The following is a 23,709-nucleotide window of genomic DNA, read 5'->3' as shown; positions in this document are numbered from 1 at the left end:
GATCATGAACCCCGACAGTCGAAGTAGTGCTTCGATTTTCTCGACCGTCAGGCCCTGATAGCAAGGGGTTTGCCCTGGCGGTCGCAGACCTGCCAGATTGGAACCCGATATGCTGCGCATCTACACCAGCCAGAACAATCAGCTTGCCCTGCTCGAAACCGCCACGGATCTGGTGGAAACCACGCCGATCGTCTGGTTCGACCTGTTCAATCCCGCCCAGGACGAAACCCGCATCGTCGAGCAGCATCTCGGCATCGAAATCCCGACGCGCGACGAAATGCAGGAGATCGAGCTCTCCGACCGCCTCTATCAGGAAGACGGCGCCGAGTTCATGACGATGACGGCCGCGACCGAACTGGATGGCGACAATCCGGTCAAGGTGCCCGTCACGTTCATCCTCAAGGGCGCGACCCTGGTAACGGTGCGCCATGCCGACCCGAAGCCGTTTCATCTCTATGCGGCGCGCATGCAGCGCCTGAATGGCGCGTCCTGTGAAAGCGGCGAACTTGTCATGCTCGGGCTTCTGGAGGCAATGATTGACCGGACCGCCGACGCTTTGGAGCGGATCGGCAACGAGATCGACGGCATCTCGCGGGAGGTGTTCCGCAAGACCAATTCCAGCGCCACGAAAAAGACCCGAGACCTGCAGTCGCTGATCGAGCAGATCGGCCAGAAGGGCGATTTCCTCAGCGTCATCCGCGAAAGCCTCGTCAGCGTCGGCCGCCTCGTCGCCTATCACACGGCGCTCGATGGCATCGGCACGCGCAAGGCGGTCAAGGAAAGCCGCCAGCGCGTCAAGCTGATCCAGCGCGACGCGGCGTCGCTCGGCGATCACGCGCTGTTTCTGTCGAACAAGATCAACTTCCTGCTCGATGCGACGCTGGGCCTGATCAATCTCGAGCAGAACCAGATCATCAAGATCTTCTCGGTGGCCGCTGTCGTCTTCCTGCCACCGACCCTTGTCGCCTCGATCTACGGCATGAATTTCGATGCCATCCCGGAGCTGAAGTTCCAGTTCGGTTATCCGATGGCGCTGTTCATGATGATACTTTCGGCGGTCCTGCCCTTCCTCTATTTCAAGCGGCGGGGCTGGCTTTAGGCCGAGAATTTTATGATGATATGGATCAGTCGCTCCATTCTCCGTCATCCTCTCCTCGGGTTTAACCCGAGGACTTGTGGCGGGGATCCAGCCCGCTCACGTCCGTGAGCGAAAGACGCCTTCACGCGACGGACGTCGCGTGGCTGGATTCCTGTGACAAGCACAGGAATGACGGAGAGGGAGGGGCCAAGCCGGTCAACGGCAATTTATGCTGACGGAAATCTCATGGCATATCGAAATATACCCACCGGTCAAACCCCCACCGACCGCCGCGCCTTCCTCAAAATGGCAGGCGCCGCCTGGGCAGCCACCCTTGCACCGCAAGCCGCCTTTGCGCTGTCACGCACCGATGCCGTCTATGCGTCCGCATTCATGGCGCCGGATGGTTCCTATGGCGTGGCGACACTGAGCGAGGCGGGGAACATCATCGAGCGGGTGCCGCTGCCGGCGCGCGCCCACGGCATGACCTGGTCGCCGGTCACCAATCGTGCCGTTGCCTTTGCCCGCCGTCCTGGCACCTATGCGATGATCTTTGCGCCGGATGACAGCGTCGAGCCGATCGTCATCACCTCCGTCGAAGGCCGGCATTTCTACGGTCACGGCTGCTTTTCGGCGGACGGACGCCTGCTCTATGCGACCGAAAACGACTTCGCCAACAATCGCGGCATGATCGGCGTCTATGACGGTACCAACAATTTTGCCCGCATCGGCGAATTTCCGTCCTATGGCATCGGCCCGCACGACATGACGCTCGGGCAGGACGGCAAGATGCTGGTGATCGCCAATGGCGGCATCGAGACCCATCCGGATTTCGGCCGCACCAAGCTCAACCTCGATCACATGGAACCGTCGCTGGCGCTGGTCGATACCGCGACCGGCGCGCTGATCGAACGCCACGCCATGCCGGACAATCTGCGCCAGCTTTCGACCCGCCATGTCGATATCGATGCCGATGGCAAGGTCTGGTTCGCCTGCCAGTACGAGGGCGCCCGCAACGACCTGCCGCCGCTCGCCGGTTCCTTTGCACGCGGCGAGGACATTCGCTTTCTCGAGTTGCCGGACGAAACAACAATGGCGCTAGCCAACTATGTCGGCGCCATCGCCGTCAATCGCCATGACGGGCTGGTCGGACTGACATCGCCGAAGGGCGGAACGGCGGTGACGATCGATGCCAAGACGGGGAAGGTTATCCGGCAGGATGCTCTTGCCGATGCCGCCGGGATCGCGCCATCTCCGCACGGCTTCGTTGCGTCGTCCTATTCGGGGCAGTTCGGCGATACGCAGAGCAAGGTCGCCTGGGACCAGCATATTGTCAGGATCGGCAAGCTCTGACATCGGACCATTCAGGATGAATGGCTGGACAATCATCCTGAATGGCCGGCCTGTCGAGAAAGGCCGGCAATGTCCTCCCAGAGATAGGCAACCTGCTCGTAACTCTGATCGCCGAGCCCGATTCTGCTGGTTTCGGCCGCCTTTGCTCCCATTCGCTCATAGAATTGCCGATTGGGATTGCCGGCGAGAACCCAGGCAAAAAGGGATGTCGCGCCTTGCCCGGCGCAATGCTTCGCCGTTAGGCGGACAAGCGCGCTGCCGATTCCCAAGCCTTGATAATCCGCCCGGACATACAGCGCATAGAGCTCATGGACATGGGCCGGTGCGGCCCCGCGCGCCGGTCCGAAATTGGCGAAACCGATGATGTCGCCTGCCAAAGGCTCCACGGCGACGAGATAGGACACGCCGGCTTGGCCCATGCGCCGCGCATGGCGCACGGCCTGCTCCTCGCGTGACATGCCGTCGAGAAACGCGTCTGCCAACAATCCGCGAAAGGTCGAGCGCCAGGTATCGACCAGCACCCCGGCGATCATCAACAGATCGTCGCCGGTACCCGGCCTAATCTTGATGGGGCTGCCGTCTTGCATGCAACCGATATGGGGATGGTATGGTCCAATTTTAAAGCGCCGCAATCGGCATTCGTTCCGGAACACTCTGCCTCACTGCGGCCACGCCGCTCAACACATCGATTTTCCTCATGAATTGAGACTTGTCCTTGTTTTTCCGCCATGCGACTGTCTGTGCAACGGTGACCAGAAACTGAGACGACAGAGAGCACACGGTGGAATTTCGCGAGCGCATCCGCAACAGCTTCGGCAGGCAGGCCGCCATGGCGACGATCGGCGCCGAACTGACGCGGGTGGAGCAGGGCTCGGTCGAGATCGAGCTTCCGTTCGACGAGAAGCTGACCCAGCAGCACGGCTTTCTGCATGCGGGGATCATTTCGGCCGCGCTCGATGCCGCCGGCACCTATGCCGCCTATTCGGTGATCGACCCGGATGCCTCGATCCTGACCATCGAATTCAAGGTCAACCTGATGTCTCCGGGCCGGGGCGAACGCTTCCTGTTTCGCGGCGAGGTGACGAAGCCCGGCACGACGATCATCGTCTCCGATGGCCGCGGCTATGCGATCTCGGCGGATGGTCCGGCCAAGCTGATCGCCTCGATGACCGGCACGATGATGGTGATCCGCGGACGCGAGGGCATTGAAGGATGACATTCGAACTGAAATCCGTGGCGGGCAGGACGCTGCTCTATGTCATGGCCGCCGATGCGGAATATGGTGTGCACCTGCGCCAGCGCATCTCGCCCTTGATGACCGGCGTCGGCCCCGTCGAGGCGGCGGTGACGCTGACGCGCACGCTGGCCGAACTATCTGGTCGGAGTAGCCTGCCCGATCTCGTGGTCTCGCTCGGCTCGGCCGGGTCGGCCCGGCTCGAACAGGCCGAGATCTATCAGGCGACCTCGGTTGCCTATCGCGACATGGATGCCTCGCCATTCGGTTTTGAAAAGGGTGCGACGCCGTTTCTCGATCTGCCGGTCACGGTCGATCTGCCGCTGCGTATTCCCGGCGTGAAGGCGGCAAGTCTTTCGACCGGCGCCAACGTTGTTTCCGGTGCGACCTACGACACCATCGCCGCCGATATGGTCGAAATGGAAACCTTCGCCGTCCTGCGTGCCTGCCAGTCCTTCGGCATTCCGCTGATCGGTCTGCGCGGCATTTCCGACGGCAAGGCGGAACTCAAGCATATCGGCGACTGGACCGAGTATCTGCACGTGATCGACGAGAAGCTGGCAGACGCTATCGATGCGCTGGAAAAGGCCGTTGCATCAGGCGAAATCGCCGTCTGAAGCCGCAAAATTGTCCGGGTGCAATGTAATCGTTGCGCTTGGAGCCGCCTTTAATTAAAGGCACGCCATAGTTCCCCATCAGATGATCCAAGCCAGCGGAAGCGCGTCATGACAGCGACAGTCCATCCCGATACCGTTCTCATCATCGATTTCGGCAGCCAGGTCACTCAGCTGATCGCCCGCCGCGTGCGCGAGACCGGCGTCTATTGCGAGATCGTGCCCTTCCAGTCGGCGGAGGAAGGCTTCAAGCGGCTGAACCCGAAGGCGATTATCCTCTCGGGCAGCCCCGCCTCGACGCTGGAGATCGGCTCTCCCCGCGCCCCACAAGTGGTGTTCGACAGCGGCCTGCCGGTTCTCGGCATCTGCTACGGCCAGCAGACCATGTGCGAACAGCTCGGCGGCAAGGTCGAGGCCGGCCATCACCGCGAATTCGGCCGCGCCTTCATCGAGATCGACAAGGAATGCGCCCTCTATGACGGTATCTGGACCGTCGGCTCCCGCCATCAGGTGTGGATGAGCCACGGCGACCGCGTCACGGCGATCCCGGCCGGCTTCGAGGTGGTCGCCACCTCGCCCAACGCCCCGTTCGCCTTCATCGCCAATGAAGCGAAGAAATTCTACGCCGTGCAGTTCCATCCGGAAGTCGTGCACACGCCCGATGGCGCCAAGCTGCTGGCCAATTTCGTCCACAAGATCGCCGGCCTCAAGGGCGACTGGTCGATGGCCGCCTATCGCGACAAGGCCGTTGCCAATATCCGCGCCCAGGTCGGCGACAAGCGCGTCATCTGCGGCCTGTCCGGCGGCGTCGATAGTTCCGTTGCGGCGCTGCTCATCCACGAGGCGGTCGGCGACCAGCTGACCTGCATCCTCGTCGACCACGGCCTGATGCGCAAGAACGAGGCAGCCGACGTCGTTGCCATGTTCAAGGAGCACTACAACCTGCATCTGGTCCATGTCGATGCGTCCGACATGTTCATCAATGCGCTGGAAGGCGAGAGCGATCCGGAAACCAAGCGCAAGACCATCGGCCGTCTGTTCATCGACGTGTTCGAAGCCGAAGCCAAGAAGCTCGGCGGCGCCGATTTCCTCGCCCAGGGCACGCTCTATCCGGACGTGATCGAAAGCGTTTCCTTCACCGGCGGCCCTTCGGTCACCATCAAGTCGCACCACAATGTCGGCGGACTTCCGGCCCGCATGAACATGCAGCTGGTCGAGCCGCTGCGCGAACTCTTCAAGGATGAAGTCCGCATCCTCGGCAAGGAACTCGGCCTTCCCGATAGCTTCATCGGCCGCCATCCCTTCCCGGGACCGGGCCTAGCCATCCGCTGCCCGGGCGGCATCACCCGCGAAAAACTCGAAATCCTGCGCGAAGCCGACGCCGTCTATCTCGACGAAATCCGCAAGGCCGGCCTCTACGATGCCATCTGGCAGGCCTTCGCCGTGCTGCTGCCGGTCCAGACCGTCGGCGTCATGGGCGATGGCCGCACCTACGAATTCGTCTGCGCCCTTCGCGCCGTCACCTCCGTCGACGGCATGACGGCCGATTTCTACCACTACGACATGGACTTCCTCGGCCGCGCCGCCACCCGCATCATCAACGAAGTTCGCGGTATCAACCGCGTCGTCTATGATGTGACCAGCAAGCCGCCGGGCACGATCGAGTGGGAGTGAAGTTCAATTTTGCGCTGGGTGCAGAAGATCCTCGTCGAATACGAAAATGAACTTCGTGCTGTTGCCGAGAGAGTTGCTGGGGCTATCCGCCAGCCTGGTCGTTGCCACCGTGCGCAGCGATGAACATGGCGACAGCCGACCGGCAATAGGATTCGATTTCGTTGTCGTCCTCTGCTCTCGCCTGATCGAAGCGTGCGATAATCAGGAGATCGGATCCTTTGATAAGCGCGGCAAACAAGCGGGCGGACCGGAGAGGATCGGGCACGTTCAGAGCCGCCTTCGCGTGTAACTGACGCAATAGGGCCTCGATTTGGGCGATGACATAGGCGGGGCCTGCTTCGTAATGGAGCTTGCTTAATGAATTTTGATTCGTCTTGTCGGCCATGATCATGGCTTCGACACTGCGGACGTCCGGGCTCAACAGCGTGCGAAGCAGGTATGTTCCAACCGCCATGAGTTGATGTTCTGCCGAACCGCCGACGCTTTCAATAAGAGCCTGAGGTGCAAACTGTTGGCAGTGGGCTGCGATGGCTGCGCTGAACAGCGCCTCCTTGTTCTCGAAGTGCCGATAGATGCTGAGCTTGGATATCCTCGCTCGCTGGGCGACCTTGTCCAATGTCGTCGCTTGAAAACCCAATTCCACAAAGAGTTCGCATGCGGCGTCGACTATCGTTTGGCTAAGCGCCTCGTTGGCGGGGCGGCCGCGCCGGGCCTGGCTGTTTTGGGTCACGATAATTACAGTCCTTGACAGTATCTCAATTCTTGGATTACGATACCATATAGTATCCAAAATATGCAAGCCAATGGGTGGGTTTTAACAATGTCCTCCAAATCAAGTTTCCCGAGGCCGCTCGGCGATATCGAATGCGGCATCGTCCGGCCGGTCAATACAGTGATCGGCGACAGTCTCGGCGATGCCGGAGCCCTGCTCGCTGCCCGTCTCGAGCGCGTATCGCTGGACGCGATTTCGCGCCAGACCAAACCCACTCCCCTCCATCCTCAACACGGAGCCCATCACCATGGATGACGTCATCATCATCGGCGGTAGCTTTGCCGGCCTCGCCGCCGCCCTGCAGCTCGGCCGTGCCCGCCGCAAGGTCACCGTTCTCGATACCGGCCTGCCGCGCAACCGCTTCGCCGGCCACTCGCATGGTCTGCTCGGCCACGATCACAAGTCACCGCTGGACATCCTGGCCGAGGCGCGGCAGCAACTGGCGCGCTATCCCGCGATCAGGCTGGTCAATGCCCGGGCCGACAGCATCTCCGGCGCCATCGACAATTTCTCCGTCCTCACCGGCGATGGCGAAAGCCTTGGCGCGCGCCGCCTGATCCTGAGCTATGGCGTTGTCGACCAGATGCCTGCTGTTCCGGGCTTTGCCGAAAGCTGGGGCACGTCCATCGTGCCCTGTCCCTATTGCGACGGCTTTGAAGTCGCCGGCCAGCATTGGGGCCTCGTCTGGTCCGGCCCGCAGTCGATGAATCAGGTCAGGCTGTTCCACGACTGGACCGACAGATTGACGGTCTTCGCCGATGGTCACGACATTCCGCCCGATATCCGGGCCGATCTGGCTCGCCGCAACGTCCCTGTCGTCGATGGCCGGATCACTGGGATCGCCCAACGCGGGGCCCAGAACGCCACCGTCAAGCTCGATACCGGCCCCGATGTCGCGGTCGACATCCTGTTCGCGCATCCGCGCAACAAGCCGTCCGCAAGCCTGCATGAATCACTGGGGCTCGCCACGGTCAAAACACCTCTCGGCATCATCCTCAAGGTCGACGAGCGCCGCGAAACCAGCATGCCCGGCATCTACGCCGCCGGCGACCTCGCCAACCCCATCACGCCGCCATCGGTCACCCTAGCATCGTCGCACGGCGCGATGGCGGGTATCTTCGCCCAGCAGTCGATGCTGGTTTGAGAGCGCAGATTGGAGATGAACATGGCCGTCGAACCGGACAGCGCGGGTGTGCGCTTCCCTCCGCCCTTCATCTATCTGGGAGCGCTGCTGTTGGGGCTGGCGGCGGAGCGGTTCGTCACCCTGCGCTCTTTCGGCACCGACTGGCGGTCGCTGATCGCAGCAGGCGCGCTGCTGTTCGTTGCCGGCGCGGCGGTGATGCTTGCGGCGGCGGGGCTGTTCCGGCGGCTGGGCACCAATGTTCGGCCGTCGCAGCCAACGACCCTCATCGCGACGACCGGTCCTTATCGGTGGACTCGCAATCCCATGTATCTCGGCATGGCGCTTGTCTATGCGGGCCTCGCGATCGGCTTCGACGGGCCGATCGCCTTCGCCTTGCTCCCGTTGGTGCTGATCGCAATCCAGACGCAGGTGATCGCCCGCGAGGAGCGCTACCTCGAAGCGAAGTTCGGCGACGACTACCGCCGTTACAAGGCCGAGGTTCGCCGCTGGCTCTGACTATTTCGCCGCTGCCGCCTGCGGGGCCTCCGCTTGCTGAGGGCCAGTGGGTCCGGAAAAGCGATCGACTTCGATAGATGCCGAAACCGCACAAAAATTTTCGTGCTATTTTTCCCTTTGAAATCAAAACTGTAACGTTTTGACGGCCCATGGGGCGGCTTTTTGCGCGGAAACGAATAAAAAACCTAGAGATGTCAATGTCTTAACTAGATTTAGAGCAATCGAGTGGGAGTGACGGGGAGGACCGTATTCGGTCGCGCCGCTCGAAGACGTTAGCGCGCGCGACCAGTTCTCGGTGTCGATCACACGGTCGTCGATCGATTACTGCTCCTTCTTGAACAGATCCTGGAAGATGAGCTGGCCCCAGGTGCGCTCGTGTGCGTGCACCAGCGCGCCACCCTCGTTGAGCTTTCCGAGCTTCACGGGGGCGAACCCGAGTTGTTTGGCCAAATCCGCCACGGGAGCGATCGCGTCCTCGTCATCGCTTGACAGAAAGACCACCCGGTGGCCGCCCGCGACGACCGGATCGGCCGCCAGGGTGGCTGCGATCAGGTGATTGAAGCCTTTCACGAACCTGGCACCGGCGAACGATTTCGCAACGAAGGCGGAGGACGGGAGGCCGTCCAGCTCTTCAGGAGGTGCTGGAAACGCGTTCATCGCGTCGATGACCGTCTTGCCTTTCCAGCTCGGCAGGGCTTTCGCAACGTCGCGATGCTCCCCGAACGGGACCGCCAGGATGATCGTGTCGGCCTCGAGTGCTTCCCGCAGCGACCTGGCGACGATCGTGGGTCCAATCGCCCGAGCCTGTGGCGCCAAATTCTCGGGCGGCCGGCGGCTTGCCACGATCACGTCGATGTTTTTACGGGCGAAGGCGTGGGCGAGGGCCTGGCCTATCTTGCCGAATCCTACGATTGCGTAGCTCATCATACTTCTCCTATCCGTTTTGATATTGAAACCCTGGCGTTCGACGGCGCGGGGTTATCCGTTCTGCTGTGTGGCGAGCTTTGCGTAGACGTCTCGCCGTGTAAGACGTCCACGCGGCTGGACTGGCCGTTCAGCGCGGAAGCCGTTCCACCATGGACAAGCCAGTTCCCGCCGGTTGGCCGCTTCCGGCGATCCGGCGCGATTTCAGATGGCCGAGAAACCGCCGTCGACAGACAGCTCCACCCCATTCACGAAGCTCGAATCGTCTGAAGCAAGAAACAGCGCGGCCGCTGCAATTTCCTCAGGACGCCCCATCTTTCCCCGCGGGATCAGGGATTCGAACATTTGCTTCGCCTCCTCGGTGAGAACTTGGTCCTGCATCGGTGTGGCGATCGGTCCCGGATGCAGCACGTTCACCCGGATATTCCTAGCCTTGAGTTCGTTGAGCCACCCGCGTGCGAATGCGTGCAGCGCCGCCTTGCTCGCCGCATACACGCTGTAGCCAGGAAACCCTTTGATCGAAGCAACCGACCCAGTCATGAAGATCGATCCGCCATCGTTGAACAGCGGCAACGCCTTTTGAACGGTAAACAGCGTGCCGCGCGTATTCAGGCCGAAGGTGGCATCGAAATGCTGCTCGGTAATCTCGCCCAATGGGACGGCTTCGCCCGTGCCGGCGCTCGCATACAGGACGTCGATCTTGCCCTTTTCCCGCTTGACTGTATCGAAGAGGCGGTCGAGGTCGCCGAGATTGGCTGCGTCGCCGCGCACGCCGGTCACGTTCCGGCCGATCAGCTTGACGGCCTCGTCCAGCGCCTCTTGTCTCCGGCCCGTGATGAAAACATAGGCGCCTTCTTCAACGAACCGCTTGGCGCTCGCCAGCGCCATGCCGCTCGATCCACCCGTGATGACTGCAATCTTACCTTCAAGCTTTCCCATGTTCTTTCCTTTCGTCGTGTCGGACAGCGTTTGCCTCCGAGACGCTCGAAATGGGTCCGCCGGCATCGGTTGTTGAGTGCGCAAGCGCGCACATCGGTGGTGCGAAAACGATCCGGCCGACGCGATATTCTGGTCTGAGTGCCTGTTTTGCTCTAGGAGGGGATGGGAATACGGGTTTTGGAGAGCGCACCGCGTGGTGCCGGATTGCACCATGATCGACTGGGATGATATTCGCTATTTTCTTGCCGTGGCGCGCGGAGGCTCCGTGCGGGCTGCCGCCGAGGGCCTCGGGGTGTATCACTCGACCGTGCTGCGACGCATCGCACAGCTCGAGGAACGCCTCGGCGCGCAGATGTTCGAAAAGCTGCCTTCGGGCTACCGCCTGACGGCTGCGGGCGAGGAGGTCCTCGAGCTCGCGAACCAGATGGAAGCGTCGTCGCACCAGCTGGAGACGCGCGTCTTCGGGCGCGACCAGAGCGTGCGCGGGCTTCTGCGGGTGACGTTGGCTCCGACCCTTGCGACACATCTGCTCATGCCGGACCTCGCCGATTTCGCGCGTCTGCATCCGGATATCGAGATGGACATCCTGTCGTCCGGCGAGCTGGCAAATCTGACCAACCGAGAGGCCGACGTGGCGATCCGCGTCGTCTACGACCGCAAAACCCTGCCGCTCAATCTTCACGGCCTGAAGGGGCCGGAGCTGTTCGGCGGCGTCTACATGTCCCGCGATCGACTGGCCGCATGGCGTGCGGGTGCGCCCGATCCCATCCGGTGGATCGTCATAAGCATCCACGGCATCCCGGACTGGGCCAGCGCGGGCGAGGTTCGCACCACAGGGGTTCCGTTCAGGACCACGGACGGCGAGGCGCAGATCGTTGCAGTCCGGCAAGGGCTCGGGATCACGACACTGCCGTGCTTCGTCGGAGATGCCGACCCCCTGCTGGTGAGGGTGCCGGGCACAGACCTTCACATGTACGGAACGCTCTGGCTTCTCACACAGGGGGAGACACGCAAGACGAAGCGCGTCCGGCTCTTCACCGAGTTCGTAACCCACAGGCTCGCCGCCTACGCTCCGCTTCTCGCGGGATTGTCTGTATCGCGCGACTGACGCCCGGCAGGTTGCCGGCGACGCTGGCAGTCTTTTGGCAGGCTGGAGATGCCACTATTTGGCGGTCATCGGGCTTCTGGAACATGCCGGGCGGATTGGTTCCCCTCTCTGAATTCGCACCTTCGATATGCGTCCAATTGAGGGGGCGTCTATTTGACGTCTTTCGCCCTGCGCCCACTCGAGACCGACCGCTTCTGCGGTACGCTGCTTCCATGCTCGCTCCACCAAGCCGTCAGGGCCTCCATCGTCGGTCCGAGCCCGCGGGCCTTTGAGGTCATTTCATAATCAACTCGCGGAGGCACCTCCGCGAACACGGTGCGCGAGATCAGGCCGTCTGCCTCAAGCTCCCGGAGCTGTGCGGTGAGCATGTGTTGGGTGATCCCCGGGATCCCTTTCCGCAGTTCCCCGAACCGGTGCACCCGCTGATTGAGCAGCCAGAGAATTTCCAGCTTCCATTTGCCGGAGAGCAGCGCGAACGCGCGCCGCATTTCCTCATGCATGTTGATCCCGTCGTGGGCCATGGTCTGGTTTCCCATACTTACCGCAAGTTTTTCATCCTACTTGCATATATCCATCTTAGTCGACATTTTCAATCTGCACAGTGGGCGTGCGAATAGATGCGCCCGGATCAAGCAACAAAGTCGATGAAAGAGATGTTGCGCAAGCAACATCGATCAGGAACATCCTATGTCTGAAAATTATGTCTACTGGATCAGCACGGCGCTGTTGTCCCTGCTCTATCTGGCTTCCGCGGTTACCTACATCGTAAAAAAACAATGGGTCCGGGAGACGATCGTCGGGTTTGGTTATCCCGGATATCTCGTGCCGATCCTCACTGCGGTGAAATTCCTGGCCGTGGCGGCCATTCTGTCGCGCGTCAGTGTCGCGCTCAGCGATCTCGCCTATGCCGGCGTGTTCTATCATCTGCTGTTGTCAGGCCTTGCACATATCGGCGTCCGCAAGCCTGGCGGGGCTCTGCCGGCTGCGGTGGGCCTCGCGCTGCTGGCTGCCTCCTTCGTCACCCAGAATGCCGCCCGCGAAATCCCGTCGCCCTACGTGCAGGCGGCTGTGCGCTGACGCTGTGAAAACACCGACAACCTTTCAACGGATGGAGATGAACATGGGTCGCCTCGACGGAAAAGTCGCTGTCATAACGGGCGCCGGGCGCGGCATCGGCCGTGCCGCTGCAAAGTTGCTGGCGGCGGAGGGCGCGAAGGTGGCGGTTCTTTCGCTCACGCCCGCGAATGTGAACGCTGTTGTCGCTGACATCGAGGCCGCAGGCGGGACCGCGCTGGGCGTTGTCTGCGACATCAGCCGTGCCGATCAGATCAAGGCGGCAGTGGAGAAGGTAGCCGCCGCCTATGGCGGGATCGACATCCTGGTGAACAATGCGTTCGATTCATCCGCGCCGTTTTCATCTGTCCTCGATCTCTCGGTGGAACAGGTGCAGCGCAACTTCGATACGGGCCCGATCGCCCATCTGCGCATGATGCAGGCTGCCTATCCCTATCTCAAGGCCAGCGGGGAAGGACGGGTCATCAATTTCGGGTCGCCCGCCGGGATTATCGGCCTGGTGGGCTATGCGCCCTATAACATGGCAAAAGAGGCGGTGCGTGCACTGACCCGGACGGCCGCCCGCGAGTGGGGCGCCGACAAGATCACCGTGAACAATATCCTGCCGGTCGCGGAAACATGGGGCGCGGAGGCCGACGTGCCGCCGCCGACCAACGCACTTGCTCGATACGGCTTGCCGGAGGACGATATCGCGCCAGTGGTCCTTTTCCTTGCGAGCAAGGATTCGCAGTTCATCACCGGCTCGAGCCTCACGCCGGATGGCGGCTTTATCATCGACGGCGCCCGCTAGATGTGCTTGGCCGTGTCCTGTGGTCAGGCAGGCTACAGCAGCAGCGACTGCTGCGCAGGCTCCGGTGGAGCGAGCCGCACGCCTTCCAGTTCCAGCATGTGGACCTTGGCGGTCGCCCCGCCGGGTGCGGAAAAACCGCCGACCTTGCCGCCGGCCGCCAGAACCCGGTGGCACGGGATGATCAGCGGTACCGGGTTCTTGGCCATGGCCTGGCCGACATCGCGGGCGGCTTGCGGGCCGGCGCCGAGTTCCTTGGCCAGCGTGCCATAGGTGGTGGTATGACCCCAGCCGACGCGGCGCAGGGCATCGTAGATCTGCCGGAAGAAATCCTCCTGCCCCTCGAGATCGAGCCGGAAGTCGGAAAAATCGATCTTCTCGCCGTTAAAATAGCGCTTCGCGGCAGCGATGGCCTGGCTGATCTCGGGCGTCGGATCGGCGGGCTGCGCGGTGGGATCGCGCCGCCGCAGGTTGCGCTCCGTGGCATCGGCGCTGCGTGTCGGCAGCTGGAACCGCGATATGCCGCGGCTGCTCCAGGCGATGCCGCAATAGCCGCCGGCGGTTTCGAAGATGTGATACCGGTGTTCTATTTCAGCCATTCCGTTGCTCCTTCCGTTCGAATCCGCGAGGTGGCGCATGTGTTTCCGTTGCCGGGCATATTATACAGCAGCCATCTCCCTTTTGCGCTCCAGCGCCAGCAGATATCGCTTGGCATCCAGCCCGCCGGCAAAGCCGTGCAGCGTGCCATCCGACCCGATCGCCCGGTGACAGGGAACGATGATCGAAATCGGGTTTCGGCCATTGGCGGCGCCCATGGCGCGAAACGCTTTCGGGCTGCCGATCTGGCGGGCGATATCGGCATAGCTGCGCGTTTCGCCGAACGGGATCGTCAGCAGCGCATTCCAGACGCGTTTCTGGAAATCGGTGCCGGCCATGTCCAGATCGATGCTGAAGCCGGTGCGTCTGCCGGCAAAATACTCGCCCAGCTGCTGCTCCGCCTGAAGCAGGACGGGATGCGCGGGGTCGGGATCGAGTGGGCCCAGCCGCACCCGTTTCGGATCGTCCCTGTCCCAAAGGATCGCCGCCAGACCCTTGCCGCTGGCGACCAGCTTCAGCTGCCCCACCGGTGAGGCGATGATCTTGTAGATATAAGCCATGCCTGATCTTGGTCCAGATTCGGCGTCCATGCCACCCGTTTCTTGCCGTGTTTGAAACCATGCGAAGACGGCGGAGCCGTCTCGGTTGCCGGCGGAAACTGGTCGCAAGCTATGGGAATAAATTCATATGTTCATGATTTGTTCTTGACGGAGAGTGCGGCTTGGCTATACTGGCGTCATTCAAAAAGGGATGAGGTCTGCCATGCTGGGAAAAGCCGGGAATGAAGTCGTGCGCCATAATCAGCAGTCGTTTGCGTTCGGCGATGCGGGCGGCCTGCGCTCGCGGAAATTTGACGAAACGGTCAAGAGCAATCTCTTTCTCGCCGTCGTGCCGGAACGCGAAACGGCGCTCCAGGCAGTTGAAATCGGCAGACGGATATCCGCTGAACATGGCCTGTCGCGGAATGTCCGTCCGCATCAGCTGATGCATGTCTCGCTGAATGGCGTCGGCGCCTATCCGCACCTGCCCGAAGATGTCGTCTTCACGGCGTGCGAGGCGATGTCGAACGTCAGGGCGATGCCTTTCGAGGTGACGTTCGATCGGGTCATGAGCTTTGCCAATGGCTATGCACGGCCGCTGGTGCTTGCCGGCGGCGTGCGCAGCGAGGAGATGATGGATCTGCATGTCCAGCTGGCAAAGGAGATGTGGAGCGCCGGACTGACCTTTTCCTACAATCCGCGCTTCAAGCCGCATATGACGCTGCTATACGACGAGGCGAGCGTGCCGGAGCGCGAACTGGCGGAGCCGGTTCGCTGGATGGTCCGCGAGTTCGTCCTGATCCATAGTCTGGTGGGGCGGGGCGAGTATGAATATCTCGGGCGCTGGCCGCTTCTGGGGTAATGCGGCTATGATTCGCCGCTTGCAGTTTGGGCCGGAACCGGCAAGAAGCGTTGCAGCGTTTAGGCCCATTTCAGGAAAGAGCAAGCGGTGGAAATTTCGGAGATCGTCATCAGCGGAGATACGCCCGGCATCGCGTGGCGGCTTCCCATCTTCCGGTTCAAGGGCAGCGACGATGCGGCGCCGAAAGTCTATATCCAGGCGGCGCTGCATGCCAATGAGCTGCCCGGGACAGCACTCCTGCATTTCCTGTGCGAGCGGTTGCGCCGGGCGCAGGGCGAGGGTGCCATCCGTGGCGATATCACCATCGTGCCGCAGGCCAATCCGATCGGCACGGCGCAATCGCATTTCGGCGAGCTGCAGGGCCGCTTCGATCTCGGTTCACGCACCAATTTCAACCGAGACTTCCCGCTGATCGCGCTCGGCGATCGGCAGACGCTGATCGATGATCTCGATCGCTATCCGGCGACCGAGCGGCTGAAGCGCCAGCTGCTGCATATGGCGCTCGGCGCCGATCTGGTTCTCGATCTGCATTGCGACGACGAATCCCTGCAATATGCCTATATCGACGAGGCTTTCTGGCCGGAGGCCTCCGATCTGGCCGCGGCACTCGACATGGAAGCCGTATTCCTCGCCGATGGCGAAAGCAGCGCCTTCGAGGAGGCTGTCGGCTATGCCTGGAAATATGAAGCCGCTGAAAAGGCAACGCGGCTGCCTGGCCGTCTGTCGGTGACCGTCGAACTGCGCGGCACGCGCGATGTCTATCCAGACATGGCCCGCAAGGATGCAGACGGGCTCTGGCGCTTCCTCGCCGGACGCGGCATCGTTGGTGATGACACCGTCAGCGTCGAGCCGTTCAGGGGGCAGGCGACACCGCTCGACAATATCGAGATGATCCGCGCGCCAGAACCGGGCGCCGTGCTGTTTCACCGCACGATCGGCGACACCGTCGCGGCCGGCGATCTGCTGGCCACGATCATCACCGCGCCGGGCACCGAAGGCGGCACGATCGATCTTCATGCTCCCCAGGCCGGCCTGATCGCCACCCGCACGTCGCAGCGCTTCGCCCGCCGCCGGGACAATCTGATGAAGATCGCCTGCGCCGGGCCGGCAAAGGCCGCGCGCAAGCCGGGAACGCTGGAAGCCTGACGACGGGCGGCTTCGCCCGGCGTTTGCAGTTTTGCCACTTCATGCTATCCCGCTTGCCGATAGCTAAGGGATGGCATGAAGCATGAGCCTGACGATCTACGGTATCAAGAACTGCGATACGATGAAAAAGGCGCGGACCTGGCTGGACAGCCACGGCATCGCCTATGATTTCCACGACTACAAGGCGTCCGGCATCACGGCAGAGGTGCTGCAGCGCTGGTGCGCGGCGCTCGGCTGGGAAACGGTGCTCAACCGCGCCGGCACGACGTTTCGCAGCCTGCCGGATGCCGACAAGCAGGGCCTGAACGAAGACAAGGCGATCGCGCTCATGCTCGCCCAGCCGTCGATGATCAAGCGGCCGGTGCTCGACCGCGATGGCACGCTGATCGCCGGGTTCAAGCCGGATGTCTATCAAAGCGCGTTTCCGGGATAGGCCATGTCGAAAAGCACGCGGGCGACACTTGCGCTGACCAAGGCCGGGGCCGCCTTTACCGTTCATACCTACGATTACGATCCTTCAGCGGATCGCATCGGCATGGCGGCGGCCGAGGCCCTTGGCGAAGAGCCGCGCCGTGTGCTGAAGACCTTGATGGCGGAGGTGGACGGCAAGCCGGTCTGCGTCGTCGTCCCGTCCGACCGCGAGGTCAGCATGAAAAAGCTGGCGGCGGCCTTTCACGGCAAGTCGGCCAACATGATGAAGCCGGCCGAGGCCGAGCGGCTGACCGGCTATCATGTCGGCGGCATCAGTCCGTTCGGACAGAAGAAGCCGGTGCCGACGGCGATCGAGGAGCAGGCCCTTGCCGAGCCGCTGGTCTATATCAACGGCGGCCAGCGCGGCCTGCAGGTACGGCTGGCCCCCGATGATGCCCGCAAGGCGCTGAATGCCGCCGCGGCTTCGCTCGTGGCCTGAGAGGACGATGATGTCTGAGATGACCGAGACGCTTTCGATCCTTGAACCCTATCCCGGAATTTTCGCCTATTATGACGGGCGGGTCGAGGGCAGGCGGCTGCATGGCGATGGCCCCAACTGGCTGGATGACGGCGCCTATTCGCTGGGTGTTGCCTCCTATGCCATCGTCGATGGCGGTGAAGCGCTGGTCTATGACACCCATGTCTCGCTGGCGCATGCGACCGCGATCCGCGCGCATCTCACAGGCCTCGGCGTGCGCACCATCCGCGTCGTGCTCAGCCACTGGCACAAGGACCATATTGCCGGCAACGCCGTCTTCGCCGATTGCGAGATCATCGCCCTGTCGTTGACGGCGCAGCAGCTGGAGGAGAACCGCGGCAGGATCGAAGCGGCCAACCCGCCGATTGTGCCGCTGGTCATGCCGACACGGCTGTTTGACGAGAAACTGGAGCTCACCGTCGGCGGGCGCCGGGTCGAGCTGCTTCATTTCGCAATCCACAGCGCGGACGGCAATGTCGTCTGGCTGCCGGACGAAAAACTGCTTCTGGCCGGCGATACGCTGGAAGATACCGCCACCTATGTTTCCGAGGCCGCAGAGATCGCCACCCATATCGGCGAACTGGCGCGCATGCGAACCTTGCCGATCGCAAGGATCCTGCCGAGCCATGGCGATCGGGCGCGGATTGCTGAGGGCGGATATAGTCCGGCCTTGATCGACGCGAACCGGACCTACCTCGAGCGCCTGTCGGGCGCGATTGCGCAGGGAGACACTGTCACCCCCTCGCTGAAGGATTTCGCCGCCGAAGAGATCGCCTCGGGCGCCATCCTTTATTTCGCGCCCTATGAGGAGGTTCACCAGCGCAATATCGCCACCGTCATCGCTGCCGTGCGATGATCACTGCATAATTCCTTAAACCGGAATCGGTTTAAGGATGAAATTATGCAGCAGATATAATGGGTTACAGTGAACCTTGGCGTGTCGTGGATGACGCGCGGCGCTGTAGCGGGCGCGAATGCATCTTCAATTTCGCCGCAAAGCGCACTAAGTCTTTCGCTTGATATCAATCCAGCAGACAGGCACGTCATGACCTTTCCCGCCCATTCCATCGATCCCGTCAAACTGGACAAGCTCGCCGAAGTCGCCGTCAAGGTCGGCTTGCGGCTGGAGCGCGGGCAGGATCTGCTGATCACCGCGCCGATCGCGGCTTTGCCGCTGGTGCGACTGATCACCAAACATGCCTATATTGCCGGTGCCGGGCTGGTGACGACATTCTACTCGGATGAAGAAACGACGCTTGCCCGCTACGCGCATGCGCCGGACGAAAGCTTCGACAAGGCGAGCGGCTGGCTTTACGACGGCATGGCCAAGGCCTTCGGCAGCAACACCGCCCGTCTGGCCATTTCCGGCGACAACCCGATGATGCTGGCGGCGCAGGACCCGGCCAAGGTGGCGCGCGCCAACAAGGCGATGTCGATGGCCTATAAGCCGGCGCTGGAGAAAATCTCCAACTTCGACATCAACTGGAACATCGTCTCCTATCCCAACCCCGCCTGGGCGCGACAGATGTTTCCCGGCGATACCGAAGCCGTCGCCGTCGAAAAGCTCGCCAATGCGATCTTTGCCGCCTCGCGCGTCGATGTTGCCGATCCCGTTGCGGCCTGGGCTGAACACAATGCCAATCTCGCCAAACGTTCCTCCTGGCTGAACGGCGAGCGCTTCTCGGCGCTGCATTTCACCGGTCCGGGTACGGATCTCACCGTCGGTCTCGCCGATGGCCATGAGTGGCACGGCGGCGCCTCGACCGCGAAGAACGGCATCACCTGCAATCCCAATATCCCGACCGAGGAAGTCTTCACCACGCCGCACGCGTTGCGGGTCGAAGGTCATGTGTCGAGCACCAAGCCGCTGTCGCATCAGGGCACGCTGATCGACAATATCCGGGTTCGCTTCGAGGGCGGCCGGATCGTCGAGGCCAAGGCTTCGAAGGGCGAAGAGGTGCTGAACAAGGTTCTGGATACGGACGAGGGCGCGCGGCGCCTCGGTGAAGTGGCGCTGGTGCCGCATTCCTCACCAATCTCGGCCAGCGGCGTGCTGTTCTACAACACGCTGTTCGACGAGAATGCCTCCTGTCATATCGCGCTTGGCCAGTGCTACTCGAAATGCTTCCTCGATGGCGCCTCGCTGTCCCAGGAACAGATCACGGCGCAGGGCGGCAATTCCAGCCTGATCCATATCGACTGGATGATCGGCTCCGGCGAGGTCGATATCGACGGCGTGCGGGCCGATGGCGCGAAAGTGCCGGTCATGCGCAAGGGCGAGTGGGCTTGACCACAGTCGGCGTCATCGGCGGAACCGGCTGGCTGGGCGGCACTTTGCTCCGCCCGGCAGCAGATGGCAGGCGTGCAATGGCAACGGAAATGGGCCGCTAGGGCCTGACAGATTCCGCCGCAGCGGATGCAACTGGCTGCGGTCTCATCTGCGCCCGCTGACCGAGCCATACGCTCACGAGTACGGTGACCATGCCGATCATCTGCAGCGGCGTCAGGTTCTGGCCGAGCACGCCCCATCCGAGCAGCGTCGCCACCAGCGGGCTGAGGAAGCCGAGCGAGGCGACGGCTGCGGGCTCGAGCCTGGACAGGCCGCGAAACCACAACAGATAGGTGAGCGCCGCGCCGATCAGCCCGAGCCAGGCGATGCCGAGGATGTTGGCCGTGGTCGGCACCGGCAGGCTGGGCTCGAACAGAAGGGCGACCGGCAGCAGCAGCAGGCCGCCGGCGGTCAGCTGCCAGGCGGTGAAGGTCAGGCTCGATACCGGTGGCGCCCAGTGCCGGGTCAGCACCGTGCCAAAAGCCATGGAGACGGCACCGGCCAGCCCGGCGACGATGCCGACCGGATCGAGTGCCGCACCGGGCGTCAGCACCAGCAGTCCGACCCCGGCCATGCCGACGACGCCTGCGATAATGGCAAGCATCCGCACCGGCGTACCGATCAGCATGCGCGCCAGCATGACGACGATCAGCGGCTGGATGGCGCCGACGGTCGCCGCCACGCCACCCGGCAGGCGGTAGGCCGAGATGAACAGCATCGCCCAGAAGAACGAGAAATTGAGTGCGCCGAGAATGAGGCTGCGCGCCCACCAGATGCCCTGCGGCAGCTGCCGGACAATGAGCAGAAGGATGATGCCGGCCGGCAGGGCGCGCAGCATGGCGACCGTCAGCGGATAGCCGTGCGGCAGGAATTCGGTGGTCACCAGATAGGTGCTGCCCCAGATGGCGGGTGCAATGGCCGTCAGGCCGATATCGGTGAGCGATGAGGATTTTATCTTCACATCAAATATCTCGATTTCAAGATAAAATCAGCATAGCGGCGATTATCTTGACGTCAAGATGATTTCTGCCTACCACGAAAGCATGGATGAAGATCACGTCGACAGAATTCTGGCGCAATGGCGCAGGGAGCGGCCGGACCTCGATGTCGCGCCGATGGGGCTGCTGGGCCGGCTGGCCCGGCTATCGACCTATCTGGGACGTGAAGTCGAAAAGACATTTCTGGAACGCGGGCTGTCGTCGGCGAGCTTTGACGTTCTGGCCGCACTCCGGCGTTCCGGCAAACCGTACCGCCTGTCGCCGGGCGATCTCCTGACGACGATGATGATCACCTCGGGCACGATGACCAACCGCATCGACCAGCTGGAAAAGGCTGGCCTTGTCGAGCGGCTGACCAATCCGCAAGATCGGCGCAGCGTGCTGATCGCACTGAGGCCGGAGGGGCTTGATCTGGTCGAGCGCACGGTGACGGCGCATGTCGCCAACCAGCATCGGCTGACGGAGCTGATCGATCCGGAGGAGCGGGCAGCTTTGGATGCGGTCCTCAGAAAATATCTAGCGGCCTTCGAATAGACCTCAGCAGGCGAGATCGGCAACCACCGCATCGAGGATCAGCATGCCGGCGGGCGTGCAGCGCAGGCGGGAATTGCCCAGCCGCTCGATGAAGCCATGTTCGATCAGGAATTGCTCGCGGTCCGGATCGGGCTCGCGGCCGGACAGGCTTTGCCAGCGCACGAGATCGATGCCCTCTTTCAGCCGCAGGCCCATCAACAGCAGTTCGTCGGCCTGCTCGTCATAGCCGAGCACTTCCTGGTCGATCATGCCGTGGCCGTGGTCCTCGACCCGTTGTAGCCAGTCCTCCGGCTTGCGCTCGGTCGATGTGGCGATCTTGTCGCGGCCGCGCGTCAGCCGGCCATGCGCGCCGGGGCCGATGCCGGCATAATCGCCATAGCGCCAGTACGTCAGGTTGTGGCGGCTTTCGGCGCCGGGAGCGGCATGGTTGGAAACCTCGTAGGCCGGCATGCCGAAGCCTTCGGTGATCTCCTGCGTCGCCTCATAGAGCACGGCGGAGTGCTCCCCGTCCGGCACGATCAGCTTGCCGGCCTTGTGCAGGCCGTAGAAGGGCGTGCCTTCCTCGATCGTCAGCTGGTAGAGCGACAGGTGATCGACGGCATAGGAGACGGCCTGCTTCAGCTCCTGCTCCCAGGCCTCGACCGTCTGGTTCGGGCGGGCGTAGATCAGATCGAAGGACATGCGCGGAAAGATATCGCGCGCCAGCCCGATCGCCTTCAGCGCATCCTCGACATTGTGCAGCCGGCCGAGGAACTTCAGGTCCCGGTCGTTCAGCGCCTGCACGCCGAGCGAGACGCGGTTGACGCCGGCGGCACGGTAGCCGCGGAAACGGGTCGCCTCGACACTCGAGGGATTGGCCTCCATGGTGATCTCGATGCCATCGGGCACATGCCAGAGATTGGCGATGCCATCGAGAATGGCCTCGACCGTCGATGGGTTCATCAGCGACGGCGTGCCGCCGCCCATGAAAATGCTGGTGACGGTGCGCGGACCCGACATATGCCGCATCGCCGCCATTTCGGTCAGAAACGCGGTGACGAAACGCGGCTGGTCGACCGGCTGATGCCGGACATGGCTGTTGAAATCGCAATAGGGACATTTGGCAGCACAGAATGGCCAATGGACATAGACCCCGAAACCGGGCTCCTTGCTGTCGCTGAGGGAAGAAAAAGTAGCCATTCTGTTTCAGGTCTTTCAGGCGCTTTGGCGCAGAGTAATCGAGGTCGCAGGTATTTACGGGTTGGATCGGAAACTTACCACACCGTCATTCCTGTGCCCGTCACAGGAATCCAGCCACGCGACGTCCGTCGCGTGAAAGAGTCCCGAGCGTCGCAGACGCGACGCCACTGGATCCCTGTGACTAGCACAGGGATGACGGAGGAGAGATATTCAGTCAACCTCCAACTCACCCACTCGCGGCACTCGGGAGAGCCTTCGATCTACGCACTCAGGCAGGTCTCGGCAAAAAGCTTGAACGCCCGCGCCCGGTGCGACAGCGCGTCCGCATCGCCCAGTTTCCAGCCGTGTTTTTCCTCAGCGCTCATTTCACCGAATGTGGTGTCGTAACCGAGCGGTTGAAAGACCGGGTCGTAGCCAAACCCTTGGTCCCCGCGCGGCGGCCAGACGATGTGGCCTTCGACCTCGCCGCGGAACAGCTCGACATGGCCATCCGGCCAGGCCAGGCAAAGCACCGAGACGAAGCGGCCGGTGCGCCGGTCGAAGGCGGTAGCGCCCGCGTCCTGAATGGCGGTTTCGACCTTTTGCATCGCCATGGCGAAATCGCGCGTGCCGTCGGCGGTCTCCGCCCAGTTGGCCGTATAGACACCCGGATCGCCGTTCAGGGCATCGACGACAAGGCCGGAATCGTCCGAAAGGGCAGGCAGGCCCGACGCCTTTGCCGACGCCAGCGCCTTGATCGTCGCGTTTTCCTCAAATGTCGTGCCGGTCTCGTCCGGCTCGACGAAGTTGAGATCAGCGGCCGACTTGGCCTCGAAGCCCATCGGGCCGATCAGGTCGCGGATTTCGCGGATCTTGCCGGCATTATGGCTGGCGACGATCAGGGTCTTGTCCTCAAGCTTGCGCATCTACGTCTTTCTCGCCAATTCGTGTCAGTTCAAATTCCAGAGGCTGGCCTCTGCGCATTCCAGGCTATTTCCCGCCGGATCGCGGAAGTAGAAGGAGCGCGCACCCGACGGCCATTGCACACCGGATTCGATGGCGATGCCGGCGGCCTTCAGCTTTTCTTCCCAGGCATCCAGATGTCCGGCCGGCACCCGCAAACACATGTGCCCCGAACCCTGCGTGCCATGCGGCGGAACCTGCAAGCCGTCTGCCGGCGGCGGCTTCACCGTTTCCAACGGATTGAACAGCAGAAGCACACCGGGTCCGCAACGAAAGAAGATATGCCTGTTGCCGGCGCGGCTGATTTTCTCAAGTCCGAGAACGAAGCCGTAAAAGGCCTCCGCCCGGTCGAGATCGTCAACATAGAGCGCCGTCTCCAGAATGCCTTCGAATTTCAGTTCACTCATGCGCATTGCCCCTCACCCCAGCCCTCTCCCC

Annotated in this window: 29 protein-coding genes; 18 read left to right on the top strand and 11 right to left on the bottom strand. The window is 62.3% G+C overall.

The features are described 5' to 3' along the window. Positions 1 to 109: 109 nt before the first annotated feature. A complete protein-coding gene (locus tag ADU59_RS03990) occupies positions 110 to 1,099 on the top strand; it encodes a magnesium transporter CorA family protein (protein ID WP_068951878.1) in 990 nt (329 codons plus the stop codon). Positions 1,100 to 1,324: 225 nt separating this feature from the next. Then, a complete protein-coding gene (locus tag ADU59_RS03985) occupies positions 1,325 to 2,431 on the top strand; it encodes a DUF1513 domain-containing protein (protein ID WP_068951876.1) in 1,107 nt (368 codons plus the stop codon). Between the two features lie 32 nt (positions 2,432 to 2,463). Here ADU59_RS03985 and ADU59_RS03980 read toward each other — a convergent pair whose 3' ends face one another. Beyond that, complete coding sequence (locus ADU59_RS03980; RefSeq protein ID WP_068951874.1) at positions 2,464 to 3,018, bottom strand: GNAT family N-acetyltransferase; 555 nt, start codon at positions 3,016 to 3,018, stop codon at positions 2,464 to 2,466. Positions 3,019 to 3,260: 242 nt separating this feature from the next. Here ADU59_RS03980 and ADU59_RS03975 point away from each other — a divergent pair, with 242 nt between their 5' ends. From ADU59_RS03975 to guaA, 3 genes are all read left to right on the top strand, one after another. Further along, positions 3,261 to 3,647, top strand: coding sequence for a PaaI family thioesterase (locus tag ADU59_RS03975; protein ID WP_244506352.1), 387 nt, complete (start codon positions 3,261 to 3,263; stop codon positions 3,645 to 3,647). Then, entirely contained in the window at positions 3,644 to 4,282 is a 639-nt protein-coding gene (locus ADU59_RS03970) for a 5'-methylthioadenosine/S-adenosylhomocysteine nucleosidase (RefSeq protein WP_068951870.1), read from the top strand. The genes ADU59_RS03975 and ADU59_RS03970 overlap by 4 nt, the downstream gene beginning before the upstream one ends. 108 nt (positions 4,283 to 4,390) lie before the next feature. After that, positions 4,391 to 5,953: a glutamine-hydrolyzing GMP synthase gene (gene guaA / locus ADU59_RS03965; protein ID WP_068951868.1), complete on the top strand. Its 1,563-nt coding sequence runs from the start codon at positions 4,391 to 4,393 to the stop codon at positions 5,951 to 5,953. A gap of 82 nt (positions 5,954 to 6,035) precedes the next feature. On the opposite strand, the gene ADU59_RS03960 is transcribed toward guaA, so the two are convergent. After that, positions 6,036 to 6,683, bottom strand: a complete 648-nt coding sequence (locus tag ADU59_RS03960; protein WP_007694468.1) for a TetR/AcrR family transcriptional regulator — start codon at positions 6,681 to 6,683, stop codon at positions 6,036 to 6,038. Positions 6,684 to 6,773: 90 nt separating this feature from the next. Between ADU59_RS03960 and ADU59_RS30550 the strand changes: the two genes are divergently transcribed. From ADU59_RS30550 to ADU59_RS03945, 3 genes are read left to right on the top strand one after another with little or no spacing between them, the layout of a single operon-like run. Further along, positions 6,774 to 6,980, top strand: a complete 207-nt coding sequence (locus tag ADU59_RS30550; protein WP_007694466.1) for a hypothetical protein — start codon at positions 6,774 to 6,776, stop codon at positions 6,978 to 6,980. Next, positions 6,973 to 7,869, top strand: coding sequence for an NAD(P)/FAD-dependent oxidoreductase (locus ADU59_RS03950; protein WP_068951864.1), 897 nt, complete (start codon positions 6,973 to 6,975; stop codon positions 7,867 to 7,869). The genes ADU59_RS30550 and ADU59_RS03950 overlap by 8 nt, the downstream gene beginning before the upstream one ends. Positions 7,870 to 7,890: 21 nt before the next feature. Beyond that, entirely contained in the window at positions 7,891 to 8,364 is a 474-nt protein-coding gene (locus tag ADU59_RS03945) for a methyltransferase family protein (protein ID WP_007694462.1), read from the top strand. Positions 8,365 to 8,685: 321 nt separating this feature from the next. Here the strand turns inward: ADU59_RS03945 and ADU59_RS03940 are convergent, their stop codons facing one another. Further along, on the bottom strand, positions 8,686 to 9,288 hold the full coding sequence (locus ADU59_RS03940) for an NADPH-dependent F420 reductase (protein ID WP_068951862.1): 603 nt from the start codon (positions 9,286 to 9,288) through the stop codon (positions 8,686 to 8,688). Positions 9,289 to 9,492: 204 nt separating this feature from the next. Beyond that, positions 9,493 to 10,227 carry an SDR family NAD(P)-dependent oxidoreductase gene (locus ADU59_RS03935; RefSeq protein WP_068951860.1) on the bottom strand — a complete coding sequence of 245 codons (735 nt, stop codon included), beginning with the start codon at positions 10,225 to 10,227 and terminating at the stop codon, positions 9,493 to 9,495. Positions 10,228 to 10,438: 211 nt separating this feature from the next. Here ADU59_RS03935 and ADU59_RS03930 point away from each other — a divergent pair, with 211 nt between their 5' ends. After that, positions 10,439 to 11,335 (top strand): LysR family transcriptional regulator, encoded by an 897-nt coding sequence (locus ADU59_RS03930; RefSeq protein ID WP_068951858.1) that lies wholly within the window; start codon positions 10,439 to 10,441, stop codon positions 11,333 to 11,335. Positions 11,336 to 11,484: 149 nt separating this feature from the next. On the opposite strand, the gene ADU59_RS03925 is transcribed toward ADU59_RS03930, so the two are convergent. After that, the gene (locus ADU59_RS03925; RefSeq protein WP_068951856.1) at positions 11,485 to 11,871 is read right to left on the bottom strand and encodes a winged helix-turn-helix transcriptional regulator; all 387 of its coding nucleotides are present in this window, start codon (positions 11,869 to 11,871) and stop codon (positions 11,485 to 11,487) included. A 151-nt stretch (positions 11,872 to 12,022) separates the two neighbouring features. Between ADU59_RS03925 and ADU59_RS03920 the strand changes: the two genes are divergently transcribed. Together ADU59_RS03920 and ADU59_RS03915 are read left to right on the top strand one after the other, a co-directional pair. Next, on the top strand, positions 12,023 to 12,412 hold the full coding sequence (locus ADU59_RS03920) for a DoxX family protein (protein ID WP_068951854.1): 390 nt from the start codon (positions 12,023 to 12,025) through the stop codon (positions 12,410 to 12,412). 43 nt (positions 12,413 to 12,455) lie between these two features. Further along, positions 12,456 to 13,199: an SDR family NAD(P)-dependent oxidoreductase gene (locus tag ADU59_RS03915; protein ID WP_068952568.1), complete on the top strand. Its 744-nt coding sequence runs from the start codon at positions 12,456 to 12,458 to the stop codon at positions 13,197 to 13,199. Positions 13,200 to 13,231: 32 nt separating this feature from the next. Here the strand turns inward: ADU59_RS03915 and ADU59_RS03910 are convergent, their stop codons facing one another. Together ADU59_RS03910 and ADU59_RS03905 are read right to left on the bottom strand one after the other, a co-directional pair. After that, positions 13,232 to 13,795 (bottom strand): methylated-DNA--[protein]-cysteine S-methyltransferase, encoded by a 564-nt coding sequence (locus ADU59_RS03910; RefSeq protein WP_068951852.1) that lies wholly within the window; start codon positions 13,793 to 13,795, stop codon positions 13,232 to 13,234. A 60-nt stretch (positions 13,796 to 13,855) separates the two neighbouring features. Next, a complete protein-coding gene (locus tag ADU59_RS03905) occupies positions 13,856 to 14,353 on the bottom strand; it encodes a methylated-DNA--[protein]-cysteine S-methyltransferase (RefSeq protein ID WP_068951850.1) in 498 nt (165 codons plus the stop codon). A gap of 202 nt (positions 14,354 to 14,555) precedes the next feature. On the opposite strand from ADU59_RS03905, the gene ADU59_RS03900 reads away from it, so the two are divergent. The 6 genes from ADU59_RS03900 (at position 14,556) to ADU59_RS03875 (ending at position 19,579) form a co-directional block, all read left to right on the top strand. Continuing rightward, positions 14,556 to 15,194 (top strand): 2'-5' RNA ligase family protein, encoded by a 639-nt coding sequence (locus ADU59_RS03900; RefSeq protein ID WP_158515696.1) that lies wholly within the window; start codon positions 14,556 to 14,558, stop codon positions 15,192 to 15,194. Positions 15,195 to 15,281: 87 nt separating this feature from the next. Next, on the top strand, positions 15,282 to 16,340 hold the full coding sequence (locus tag ADU59_RS03895) for a succinylglutamate desuccinylase/aspartoacylase family protein (protein ID WP_068951848.1): 1,059 nt from the start codon (positions 15,282 to 15,284) through the stop codon (positions 16,338 to 16,340). A gap of 82 nt (positions 16,341 to 16,422) precedes the next feature. Then, on the top strand, positions 16,423 to 16,773 hold the full coding sequence (locus ADU59_RS03890) for an ArsC family reductase (RefSeq protein WP_068951846.1): 351 nt from the start codon (positions 16,423 to 16,425) through the stop codon (positions 16,771 to 16,773). A gap of 3 nt (positions 16,774 to 16,776) precedes the next feature. Continuing rightward, positions 16,777 to 17,250 (top strand): Cys-tRNA(Pro) deacylase, encoded by a 474-nt coding sequence (ybaK, locus tag ADU59_RS03885; protein ID WP_068951844.1) that lies wholly within the window; start codon positions 16,777 to 16,779, stop codon positions 17,248 to 17,250. A 10-nt stretch (positions 17,251 to 17,260) separates the two neighbouring features. Then, positions 17,261 to 18,145 (top strand): MBL fold metallo-hydrolase, encoded by an 885-nt coding sequence (locus ADU59_RS03880; RefSeq protein ID WP_068952564.1) that lies wholly within the window; start codon positions 17,261 to 17,263, stop codon positions 18,143 to 18,145. Positions 18,146 to 18,334: 189 nt separating this feature from the next. Next, the gene (locus tag ADU59_RS03875) at positions 18,335 to 19,579 is read left to right on the top strand and encodes an aminopeptidase (RefSeq protein ID WP_068951842.1); all 1,245 of its coding nucleotides are present in this window, start codon (positions 18,335 to 18,337) and stop codon (positions 19,577 to 19,579) included. 97 nt (positions 19,580 to 19,676) lie between these two features. On the opposite strand, the gene ADU59_RS03870 is transcribed toward ADU59_RS03875, so the two are convergent. Beyond that, entirely contained in the window at positions 19,677 to 20,579 is a 903-nt protein-coding gene (locus ADU59_RS03870; RefSeq protein WP_068951840.1) for an EamA family transporter, read from the bottom strand. A 58-nt stretch (positions 20,580 to 20,637) separates the two neighbouring features. Here ADU59_RS03870 and ADU59_RS03865 point away from each other — a divergent pair, with 58 nt between their 5' ends. Continuing rightward, a complete protein-coding gene (locus tag ADU59_RS03865; RefSeq protein WP_425331994.1) occupies positions 20,638 to 21,150 on the top strand; it encodes a MarR family winged helix-turn-helix transcriptional regulator in 513 nt (170 codons plus the stop codon). A gap of 3 nt (positions 21,151 to 21,153) precedes the next feature. On the opposite strand, the gene hemW is transcribed toward ADU59_RS03865, so the two are convergent. The 3 genes from hemW to ADU59_RS03850 form a co-directional block, all read right to left on the bottom strand. Continuing rightward, positions 21,154 to 22,329, bottom strand: coding sequence for a radical SAM family heme chaperone HemW (gene hemW / locus ADU59_RS03860; RefSeq protein WP_068951838.1), 1,176 nt, complete (start codon positions 22,327 to 22,329; stop codon positions 21,154 to 21,156). Between the two features lie 260 nt (positions 22,330 to 22,589). Further along, positions 22,590 to 23,234 carry an RdgB/HAM1 family non-canonical purine NTP pyrophosphatase gene (gene rdgB / locus ADU59_RS03855; protein WP_068951836.1) on the bottom strand — a complete coding sequence of 215 codons (645 nt, stop codon included), beginning with the start codon at positions 23,232 to 23,234 and terminating at the stop codon, positions 22,590 to 22,592. 24 nt (positions 23,235 to 23,258) lie between these two features. Continuing rightward, the gene (locus ADU59_RS03850; RefSeq protein ID WP_068952560.1) at positions 23,259 to 23,678 is read right to left on the bottom strand and encodes a VOC family protein; all 420 of its coding nucleotides are present in this window, start codon (positions 23,676 to 23,678) and stop codon (positions 23,259 to 23,261) included. Between the last annotated feature and the right edge of the window lie 31 nt (positions 23,679 to 23,709).

The organism is Pararhizobium polonicum, assembly GCF_001687365.1.
GTDB classification, from domain to species: domain Bacteria; phylum Pseudomonadota; class Alphaproteobacteria; order Rhizobiales; family Rhizobiaceae; genus Pararhizobium; species Pararhizobium polonicum.
This window is presented reverse-complemented; position numbering and strand designations above follow the sequence as displayed.

Bases quoted from the DNA above. Each gene is read 5' to 3' on its own strand.
- ADU59_RS03950 (WP_068951864.1), top strand. From the start codon at position 6,973: ATGGATGACGTCATCATCATCGGCGGTAGCTTTGCCGGCCTCGCCGCC.
- ADU59_RS03880 (WP_068952564.1), top strand. From the start codon at position 17,261: ATGTCTGAGATGACCGAGACGCTTTCGATCCTTGAACCCTATCCCGGA.
- ADU59_RS03915 (WP_068952568.1), top strand. From the start codon at position 12,456: ATGGGTCGCCTCGACGGAAAAGTCGCTGTCATAACGGGCGCCGGGCGC.
- ADU59_RS03920 (WP_068951854.1), top strand. From the start codon at position 12,023: ATGTCTGAAAATTATGTCTACTGGATCAGCACGGCGCTGTTGTCCCTG.
- ADU59_RS03925 (WP_068951856.1), bottom strand. From the start codon at position 11,871: ATGGGAAACCAGACCATGGCCCACGACGGGATCAACATGCATGAGGAA.
- ADU59_RS03975 (WP_244506352.1), top strand. From the start codon at position 3,261: ATGGCGACGATCGGCGCCGAACTGACGCGGGTGGAGCAGGGCTCGGTC.
- ADU59_RS03970 (WP_068951870.1), top strand. From the start codon at position 3,644: ATGACATTCGAACTGAAATCCGTGGCGGGCAGGACGCTGCTCTATGTC.
- ADU59_RS03865 (WP_425331994.1), top strand. From the start codon at position 20,638: ATGATTTCTGCCTACCACGAAAGCATGGATGAAGATCACGTCGACAGA.
- ADU59_RS03890 (WP_068951846.1), top strand. From the start codon at position 16,423: ATGAGCCTGACGATCTACGGTATCAAGAACTGCGATACGATGAAAAAG.
- ADU59_RS03905 (WP_068951850.1), bottom strand. From the start codon at position 14,353: ATGGCTTATATCTACAAGATCATCGCCTCACCGGTGGGGCAGCTGAAG.
- guaA (WP_068951868.1), top strand. From the start codon at position 4,391: ATGACAGCGACAGTCCATCCCGATACCGTTCTCATCATCGATTTCGGC.
- ADU59_RS03945 (WP_007694462.1), top strand. From the start codon at position 7,891: ATGGCCGTCGAACCGGACAGCGCGGGTGTGCGCTTCCCTCCGCCCTTC.
- ADU59_RS03935 (WP_068951860.1), bottom strand. From the start codon at position 10,227: ATGGGAAAGCTTGAAGGTAAGATTGCAGTCATCACGGGTGGATCGAGC.
- ybaK (WP_068951844.1), top strand. From the start codon at position 16,777: ATGTCGAAAAGCACGCGGGCGACACTTGCGCTGACCAAGGCCGGGGCC.
- ADU59_RS03850 (WP_068952560.1), bottom strand. From the start codon at position 23,678: ATGAGTGAACTGAAATTCGAAGGCATTCTGGAGACGGCGCTCTATGTT.
- ADU59_RS03875 (WP_068951842.1), top strand. From the start codon at position 18,335: ATGACCTTTCCCGCCCATTCCATCGATCCCGTCAAACTGGACAAGCTC.
- ADU59_RS03930 (WP_068951858.1), top strand. From the start codon at position 10,439: ATGATCGACTGGGATGATATTCGCTATTTTCTTGCCGTGGCGCGCGGA.
- ADU59_RS30550 (WP_007694466.1), top strand. From the start codon at position 6,774: ATGTCCTCCAAATCAAGTTTCCCGAGGCCGCTCGGCGATATCGAATGC.
- rdgB (WP_068951836.1), bottom strand. From the start codon at position 23,234: ATGCGCAAGCTTGAGGACAAGACCCTGATCGTCGCCAGCCATAATGCC.
- ADU59_RS03990 (WP_068951878.1), top strand. From the start codon at position 110: ATGCTGCGCATCTACACCAGCCAGAACAATCAGCTTGCCCTGCTCGAA.
- ADU59_RS03910 (WP_068951852.1), bottom strand. From the start codon at position 13,795: ATGGCTGAAATAGAACACCGGTATCACATCTTCGAAACCGCCGGCGGC.
- ADU59_RS03985 (WP_068951876.1), top strand. From the start codon at position 1,325: ATGGCATATCGAAATATACCCACCGGTCAAACCCCCACCGACCGCCGC.
- ADU59_RS03940 (WP_068951862.1), bottom strand. From the start codon at position 9,288: ATGAGCTACGCAATCGTAGGATTCGGCAAGATAGGCCAGGCCCTCGCC.
- hemW (WP_068951838.1), bottom strand. From the start codon at position 22,329: ATGGCTACTTTTTCTTCCCTCAGCGACAGCAAGGAGCCCGGTTTCGGG.
- ADU59_RS03900 (WP_158515696.1), top strand. From the start codon at position 14,556: ATGCTGGGAAAAGCCGGGAATGAAGTCGTGCGCCATAATCAGCAGTCG.
- ADU59_RS03980 (WP_068951874.1), bottom strand. From the start codon at position 3,018: ATGCAAGACGGCAGCCCCATCAAGATTAGGCCGGGTACCGGCGACGAT.